The following is a 6,765-nucleotide window of genomic DNA, read 5'->3' as shown; positions in this document are numbered from 1 at the left end:
ACTATGCTTTGGACGATGGAGTCCTTGGTTCCCGCAACTAAAGCGAATCTATTGGCAACTAAGATGATTGGAGCTAACAGAATACAACCTGCAAGAACGCTGTTAGACGAGGGTTCTACTTTGAGTTACCCTCATTTACCCAAAGATTCAATTGGATGTGGCTGGTATTAATTCCATCCGTATAAAGAACCAGATTAGAGATTGGTCACGGATTCAGGTATTAGCTAAGGCATCCGCTCTAGTAGCATTACCCTTATGATTGAATTTACCTGAATCATTTCCCTGAATTACTCGTACGCTAATTGCATCAGAAGCGTATGAGTTAATTACATCTGAGAAGGATTTATCGGTATATCGATTACACTGGATATAATTACTTCCATTTCCTTACAAGAGATACTCTTCTCAGATTTGAAGTACCTGCTTTCAGTGCTGTGATAACACCCTGACCTACAGTAGCTACTATACTGCCGGAAGTGCTCCAAACTGCTTTGTTTGTTATACTAGATAACCTACCATCACTAAAGGGGGTTATCAAGCCAACTGGAGCAGTTTCTCCTACCATAAGTGTTGTAGCACTCTTAGATACTGTTAAAGAATTTCCCATTACCACTGGAGATAGTACTGTAAACGACAAGTTACTAGTAGTACCATTAGGAGTATACACAGATACTGGAACTGTCCCAGCTTCTAGATTAGGAACTGTAGCTACAATTTCATTTTCTGACCAAGATACGATGGGAGCATAGACAGAATCAAACACTACTTGCGATGCACCTTTATCTCCACGGAACCAAGCACCTGTTAATGTTACACTATCACCGTATACTCCAGACGTTACACTCAAAGATGATAAAATAGGGGCTGCAGGAATAACTATTAGATTAGTATAAACAGCTCTCCCATCCACAGTTAATGTCAAGTTGTTATCACCTGTGATATTATCATTCGGAACCCTAAAAGTGATAGAAGTATCAGACCACATCTCTGGAGCTAGAGCTGTATCATCTAGATAAAGAGTTGATGTATCTTGAGAACTGCCAAATCCATACCCGTTTACTGTGACTAAGGATCCTTGATTAGCGGTGGGGGAACTTAACGACGTTATCGTATTAGCTTTTGTTACAATGAAGCTGTCTACGTAATAACCCGAACCAATCCCATTGACGTTTACTAATTTTATAGCTGTCCAACTCGCTGGGGACGTTATTGTAAATATCCCATCCATATGAGTCCAACCAGAAGCGTTTACTTTGTTATATCCTAGCTCTGTATTACTGTACGGTACGGATATATGATTTCTTTCGACAGCAAATGTTATCTTATCCTCTGGCAATCCAGCTAATAATCGTAACTTTGCTTTCACTCTGTAAGAAGTATTGAGTTGTAGTTTGTTAGTTGTGACAAGTCTTAAAGAGCTGTAAGTTCCTGTCATCCCACTAGCCATCAAACTATGAGTTCCATCAGTAACTTGGTCCGTAGACACGCCTACTTTAAAATTATTGACAGCTGACCAATTACCTAAAGAACCATTCTCGAAGTCTTGTAAGATAATAGCTCCGGTATCAGATGTGTCAGATAACCCGCCAATCGTGTAAGGTAATGCCGATGACTCAGATCCATCTAGAGCGATAGCTCTTACGTTAACAGAACCGTTTGTTATCCCTGAAGGTACAACTACTGAAATAGTAGTGGCAGTCCACGACTTTATATTCGCAGCTTTAATAGATCCAAATGTTACTGATCCCTTAGTAGCTCCTAAATTACTACCAGTCAAAGTAATAGTATCCCCTACGGTACCTGATGAGGTAGATAGTGATACTAAGGATGGCAGTGTTGAAACGACGTTCATCATCAGATTACTATTTCCGTTATGCGGAGTAGTAACTACTACAGAGTTTGAACCTAACTGTAACCCTGCCGGAACCACAGCGGAAATCTCTGTGTTAGATACATTATTAGGAGTTACGGCAGTGCCACCAATTGTAACACTAGGAGTCTCTCCGAACTTGGCTAAGCCCTCACCCTTAATAATTATCGTGTCTCCAACTCTTGCACCTGCTGGTGATATAGAACTTATTACAGGGTTAGATCGATCTACTGGTTCAGCTACCTTTTGTAGCTTAAAGTCATCCAAGTAATAATTTAAAGCAGCATCATTAACAGCAAAATACAAACTGCTTGAAGTTATTTTGTGTTTAGGATCATCGAACCTAAGTAGTCCAGAGAAGTAAGTCCAACCATTACTGTCAATAGGATAACTACTTAATGTTCCATAATAAGTGTAAGTAGGCCCTATTGATGTAATCTGAAAGGTTGGTTTTATTGTAGAAGCCCCACTTTCAGTTCTTACATATCCAGATACTAAATAAGTAGCCATAGGCTCTAGCGGGGTAGCTATCTGTAATCCTGCGCTAGTAGTAGCGCGAGCATATGACTTAAGACTATACCCACCACTCCTAGCTTGTTCTGATGAAACAACAGCAGAGGATGAACCATTCTTATCAAATCCCTGAGAAGTGCTATCATCAAAGTTAGCAGAAATTACATTAGGGGCTTCGATTATATTAGGCGCTATTTCCGTTATGCTCACATCGTCCAACATAATAGACCCGCTTGAATTATTCACTAAGAAATTTACTTTTAGCTGATCAACTGTACCGCTAAAGGAGTACATTCCCGAGAGCTTAATCCATTTATCACTTGCTAGTGTATTTATAGGGCCAATGCTTACTTTCTCTGTCAATAGAGATTGTGCAGTTGGAGTCCGATCTACAACTATCTGCACTGTTGTAGAGGAACTTGCAGAAACCCTCACATAAGCTTCGATTCTATAAGTACGCTCCGATATCATAATAGCTAAAGCATTTAAGGAGGGAGCATGAGCACTAGCAGAACGTCCAGTTGCAATGAGTGAATGAGTACCACTAGTATGATTATTTGTATCAACTGCTAATGACATTCCGGCTGATGTCTTACCCCATTCAGATCCGATTGTGCCGGTATCGAAGTTCTCCGAGTAAACTACAGTATCGACTGTTGCTTGAGCTACTGGAGTTGGTAAAAAGATACCTAAGATCTGCACTAATAGTATTGATGACACCAATAATAAACTTATCTTCCTTAACTTGCTTTTCATATAGATAGTTCCCCTTTAATCTTTATGGTATGAATCAAAAATCTTTTACTATTTGAAAAAACGGAGAATCCATCGATGGTATATCTATAGTCACAGTATTATTAGCCGTGTTACGCGTCGCTGTTAATTGTCCAGTAACAACTCCATTACGATCTAATTTATTAACTGTTACTACTGATACTCCCGATAGAGAAGTCTTTACGACTACTTGACCAGTCAAGGCTTGTACTAATACTGGATAAGTTCCCCAGTTAGCTGCACTGGTGTATCCATTACCTGCGTCTTTAACATCACCTGTATTATGCGATCTGGACACTATAGTCAATAGCATATTCTCAGATTGATTTATAGTTTTCCCATCCACAGGCTGTAGGCTCACAGAACCATAAGGATAAGTTTCGCCATTAACAGCTATACTAAGATTGCTAGTGTTGACAGTGCTACCACCTATAAATCCAGTAACCGATTGATGATTAGGAGTATCTACTCGTAAGTGCTCTTTACCTGCTACTAACCCGTCCCAAGTAAGTTCACCTGTATCACTTACATGAACAGTATCAGATACGATCTTGGAATCCTCCGCTGGAGATATAAGATCACTGTACAGAGATGTAGACGTTGCTCCGAAGTTCTTAGATACCCTATGCACATAGAAAGTAGCTGTAGGCATATCACGGTCAATGTTATGATCAAATGTCCACAACTTACCATTTATGATATTACTGGCAATCACTTCCTTATGGTTATAGTTCACGACTATACTCTCTTCAGCCGGCTTTACATAACCCTTAAGAAATGATACAGCATGGGAGATGGCTTGAGCACGCTTTACTGGATTCCCTTTAACATCAAAGAAATTAATCTTATCAGTATCTTCGTAGCTGCAAGTTCCACAGTACGTGAATAAGAATAGCCCATCCCAATCTTGTAACTGCGCATAGGCCGTAATGACAGGCATACCTTCGAAAGCATAGTCATTAGGATTTACATGATCCCACTCTGTTACAATAAAGGGTTTTCCTTCTACTTTGCTTTGTCCGCCTGCATCAATGAACTTAGTCAAATAACGTAGATTTCCTGAAGAAGGTCTTACTCCTTCTCTGATCAAGGAATTATTCTTCATAGTAAAATTATTATTATTCCAAACTCCTCCAGGGAAATCTGGGTGATCCCAATAGATATGGGTATCCATGTAGTCACCAGCATTAGCTCTGGCCTCTAGTTCCCAATTGCTATAGTAGTTCTGAGTCGTAGTGATCGGGATCTTTAGACCTACGTTAGTTTTTAGATAGCTCTTCATATCAGTGAAAGTGTCATATAGTGTAGAGTAATAGAACTCGGTTACGTCATAAGCTCTTTGTGGTGTGTACTTCGTGATGTCAGCCCAAGCCGTTCTTTTTATAGTTCCATAATCTAAATTCTCTCCTTGACTTAGGGCAGGGAGCTTAACTTCTCTAACTGTTATATTATCTAATTCTATATTACCGTACATCCAACCAGTGTTAAAGGTAATAGCAGCATCAGGTAATAGACTTGTGTTTTCTGAAGCAACAAATGTTTTAGAGAAGGATCTCCAAGCCCCGTTATCTAACACATTCTCGATACTGAAATTTGAGTCTAATCCATAGGTATCTTTAGTGCTAAGATTTTCTATTCTCACTCTAAGAGTATTAAAATTTCCTCCACCAGTACCTACAACTCTACCTGCAAACTTTAGCTCGTATGTATGACCCTTCTTAAGCTGTAAACCTTTCTGAGCTAAAACTACATCGTCGTAATTGGCCCACGAAGTTACAGTTTGTAGTCTTAAGTTCTTAGCCCCTTCTTGCGGATAAGTACTTCTCTCTACTACTGAAACTGTGGCATTATTCTTGTTAGTTGTGAACCAATTATCCGTATAGCTTTGCTCAAAATTCCCATTTACTACAGCGTTTGTTGCAGATACAGGTACATCCCAAGCAGATACTAAATTTTCGTGTATCTTGTATTTAGTTTTTAAGAACTTATTGAACTTAGTAGTAAGCTCTTTCATATAATATGGAGTTAAATTCTGAGAGGAAGCAGTACCGTCTAAGTTCCCTTCTTGCCATGATCTAGCCATATAGTCTTCATTAGTTATTTCTACAGAAGCTAGAACCGGATCATTCTTCAAAGCTAATCCTGTGTATGGGTTAACGTGATTAAATAATTTGGTAGCATAATCTTTTGACAAGTCTCCTAACCTTTTATTGAATAAATCATATGTAGAACCGTTACCTATTTGATTATAGTCTACAACCCCATCAGCCATTTTATAGTTTCTTCCGGAGTGTACATTAGTGACTACATAGATACCTCTTTCTTTCAATTTGCTGATAAGGTAATCCCAACGATCTAACTGCTCTGCATCAATTTCCTGAGTGTTTGATCGGAAGTGATTGTATATGCTTTTCATGTAGTTAGGTTGATCCGCAGCATGCAATCTCAATGCATTAAACCCAGAAGTGGCTAAATCTTCTACCACTCTGTCAGTCTGTGCATGAGTCATAAATAAGCCTGAGAACGAAACGTTCGTCCCCCAAAACTTAGCTCTGGTTCCATCTTCAAAATAGAAGTGGCCGTCTTTCACAGTTAGGAATCCATGCTTACCAGCTGGAGCATCTAAAGTTATACTACTCACATCTAATGGAGAACCTGCTGTACTGTCTGTCTTCCAAGCTGTTGTATTACCGTATTCTGCTGCCAACGCTCCAGATACGTTCGATAGTAATAATGATGCCAATAAAACTGTTGTTAGTACTTTCCTTAGCACTGTTAACTTCCCCTTCACTTTTCGATTTGATTGTCTAGTCACTCTATTAGTAATTTCCCTGCTACCCTCTCTGTTAGTTTTAGGTCAGTATACAACATAGGTCTACCTTCCTTATTACATACACCAAGTCTATTGGAGCATCTAATAAGGGAGCTAGCTCCCTTAAATTACTGCATGTAAGCTTGATCTGCATAATATCCAGCAAGATCAGCTTCTTTGACGCTAGAGTACAAGATGATAAGAGTTACTCTGCTAAGTATCTTTAACAAGCACTTTCTCCTTACAAACCTGAAACAGTGGTTATAGTGAAAATACTAGTATAGGTGGTTGCAATTGTTCCTATATAATCGTTCACAACATACTTACCTCCTGTTCCAGACACACTGGCTATTGCGGCTGTTTTTGGTACATTTATTTCGAAGCTCAATGGTGCTGAATACCTTCCCATTCCATATCCCGCACCTGCTTCTAACAGCGTTTGCGTAGAACTGGACAAAGTGAGTGACCTAGGAATAGGTCCGTAAGTAGGATCCATAGCTTGACCTACCAAGCCTGTTACACTTCCGACCACTAGACTCACAGCACTGCTCGGTATCTTTGTCGTTATCTGCCCAGACCGCTGCGTACGGCTATCGCAAGCTTACTGTGCTTCTTAGAAGACGCCATAAACTGAAGATCAACAAGAAGAAAGTGTACCGTCTGTGCAAGCTAACGGTTAAACACCCTTATTGTGGACACTGCACCTCTTATTCGATGTCGATCGTAAAATTGCTTTAATTTTCTGCCATTTACTCTAAAATGAACGTTTCGAACTTGATCAGACTTTAACTTTTTT

The 6,765-nt window shown here is 39.5% G+C and carries 2 protein-coding genes and 1 pseudogene; 1 reads left to right on the top strand and 2 read right to left on the bottom strand.

The features are described from left to right. Window positions 1-373: 373 nt before the first annotated feature. Window positions 374-3,139: an IPT/TIG domain-containing protein gene (locus AC2TDN_RS26205; protein ID WP_484690698.1), complete on the bottom strand. Its 2,766-nt coding sequence runs from the start codon at window positions 3,137-3,139 to the stop codon at window positions 374-376. 34 nt (window positions 3,140-3,173) lie between these two features. Further along, on the bottom strand, window positions 3,174-5,930 hold the full coding sequence (locus AC2TDN_RS26200; RefSeq protein WP_484690697.1) for a carbohydrate binding domain-containing protein: 2,757 nt from the start codon (window positions 5,928-5,930) through the stop codon (window positions 3,174-3,176). A gap of 624 nt (window positions 5,931-6,554) precedes the next feature. Here AC2TDN_RS26200 and AC2TDN_RS26195 point away from each other — a divergent pair. Next, window positions 6,555-6,638, top strand: a pseudogene (locus AC2TDN_RS26195) (IS3 family transposase); the annotation flags it as partial. Window positions 6,639-6,765 lie beyond the last annotated feature (127 nt).

The sequence above is a fragment of the Paenibacillus sp. Y660 genome (genome assembly GCF_057221575.1).
Note: the sequence above shows the minus strand (reverse complement) of the source record. Positions and strands in the feature narration are given on the sequence as shown.

Coding starts and splice junctions, on each gene's coding strand:
- AC2TDN_RS26205 (WP_484690698.1), bottom strand. CDS start 3,139: ATGAAAAGCAAGTTAAGGAAGATAAGTTTATTATTGGTGTCATCAATA.